A 1,825-nucleotide genomic window follows, 5' to 3' on the forward strand; every position below is an offset into this window, starting at 1 on the left:
ATCGAGCACTGGGACATCCACGGCAGCTACGGCCATACCGACGTGCTGCTCAACCGCCCCGCCATCGCGCCGCTGGGCCAGGCGCGCAGCAACGGCCAGATCTTCCGCGACCTGGCCGCGCACATGGCGCGGCATGACGACGCCTTTGCCGCTGCCCATTTCCAGACGGGAGACGAGCAACTGTGCCGCGAGGCGTTCGAGGGCCGCGGCGTGGACTTCGACGAGCTGCTGGACAAGGGCTTTGCCACCCTGGCCCTGCCCGAGGCCCCCTTTGCCGAGGGCGGCTTCGCCACGCCCTCGGGCCGCTGCGAATTCACCAGCGCCGAGCTGGCGCGGCGCGGCATGGACCCGCTGCCCGACTACCTGCCCAACTACGAAACCGCCGAAACGGATGCGCGCTACCCGCTGGCCATGATCTCGCCGCCGGCACGCAACTTTCTCAACAGCAGCTTCGTCAACGTCAAGAGCCTGCGCACCATGGAAGGCCGCCCGCTGGTGGAGCTGCACCCCGACGACGCCGCCCCGCGCGGCGTGGCCGAGGGCGACCGCGTGCGCGTCTTCAACGACCGGGGCAGCTACGAATGCCACGCCACCCTCAACGGCCGCGCGCGCCGTGGCGTGGTCAACGGCCTGGGCATCTGGTGGCGCAAGCACGGCGACAACGGCACCAATGTCAACGAGCTCACCCACCAGCGCCTGACCGACCTGGGCCGCGCGCCCAGCTTCTACGACTGCGCGGTACAGGTGCAGCGGCTGGCCTGAGCCCCGCCCCGGAGGCGGGCGATTCCTGCGCAATGGCGTCTGGCGCATCGGCACAATGGACCGCATTGCCACCACCGACAGGAGATGCCCATGCTGCAAACCGCCGTGGTCGCCGTGCGCGACCGTGCCCGGCTGCAGGAAATCGTCGGCGTGCTGCTGCGCTTCGGGCTGGCCGACCTGGTCGACACGCTGGGCCTGGCCCGCTTCGCGCCGCGCGGCAGCCAGCCCCATCCCGAGCATCCGCTGGATGCCAGCCGCCCCGAGCGCCTGCGCATGGCCCTCGAACACCTGGGCCCCAGCTTCGTCAAGCTGGGCCAGATCATGGCCACGCGCTCGGACCTGCTCGCGCCCGAATGGACGGCCGCGCTGCAGCAACTGCACAGCCACGCCGCCCCGCTGCCCTGGGAGACGGCCCAGCCATTGATCGAGCAGTCGCTGGGCCTGCCCGTGGAGCAGGTGTTCACGCATTTCGATCCCGTGCCGCTGGCCTCGGCCTCCATGGCCCAGGTTTACCGTGCGCGGCTGCCTGCGGCCGAAGACCGGGATGACCGGGATGACCGGCAAGACCAGGAAGACTGCAGCGGCAGCGACAGCCCCCCTGCGGCCAGCGCTGCCGACATCGAAGTCGTGGTCAAGGTCCAGCGCCCCGGCCTGCGCCCCCAGATCGAAGCCGACCTGCGCCTGCTAGAGCACCTGGCGCTGCTGGCCCAGGAACAATGGCCGCAGCTGGCACGCTACCGCCCGCGCGAGGTCACGCGCCAGCTGGGCCAGGCGCTGCGCGAGGAACTGGATTTCACCGTCGAAGCCCACAATGGCGACGCCGTGGCACGGCACTTCGCGGCCCAGCCCGAGATCGTCGTGCCGGCCATCCACTGGGCATTGAGCGGGCCGCGCCTGCTGGTGCAGGACTTCGTGCCGGGCGTGCCGGCCTCGGCCGTGGGTGCGGACCCCTCGCTGGACGGCCCGCTGCTGGCGCGCCGTGGCGCCTGCGCGTTTTTGCAGATGGTGCTGCGCGACGGCCTGTTCCACGCCGACCCGCACCCCGGCAACCTGCTGGCCCTGC

General features: G+C 71.2%; 2 protein-coding genes. Both read left to right on the plus strand.

The features are described 5' to 3' along the window. Window positions 1-762, plus strand: a 762-nt coding sequence (locus L995_RS08040; protein ID WP_047470819.1) for a molybdopterin dinucleotide binding domain-containing protein, incomplete at its 5' end; no start/stop codon positions are given. Between the two features lie 90 nt (window positions 763-852). Beyond that, on the plus strand, window positions 853-1,825 hold a 973-nt coding region (locus L995_RS08045), incomplete at its 3' end, for an ABC1 kinase family protein (protein ID WP_047470821.1).

The organism is Delftia sp. ZNC0008 (assembly GCF_000799035.1).
GTDB classification, from domain to species: domain Bacteria; phylum Pseudomonadota; class Gammaproteobacteria; order Burkholderiales; family Burkholderiaceae_C; genus Comamonas; species Comamonas tsuruhatensis.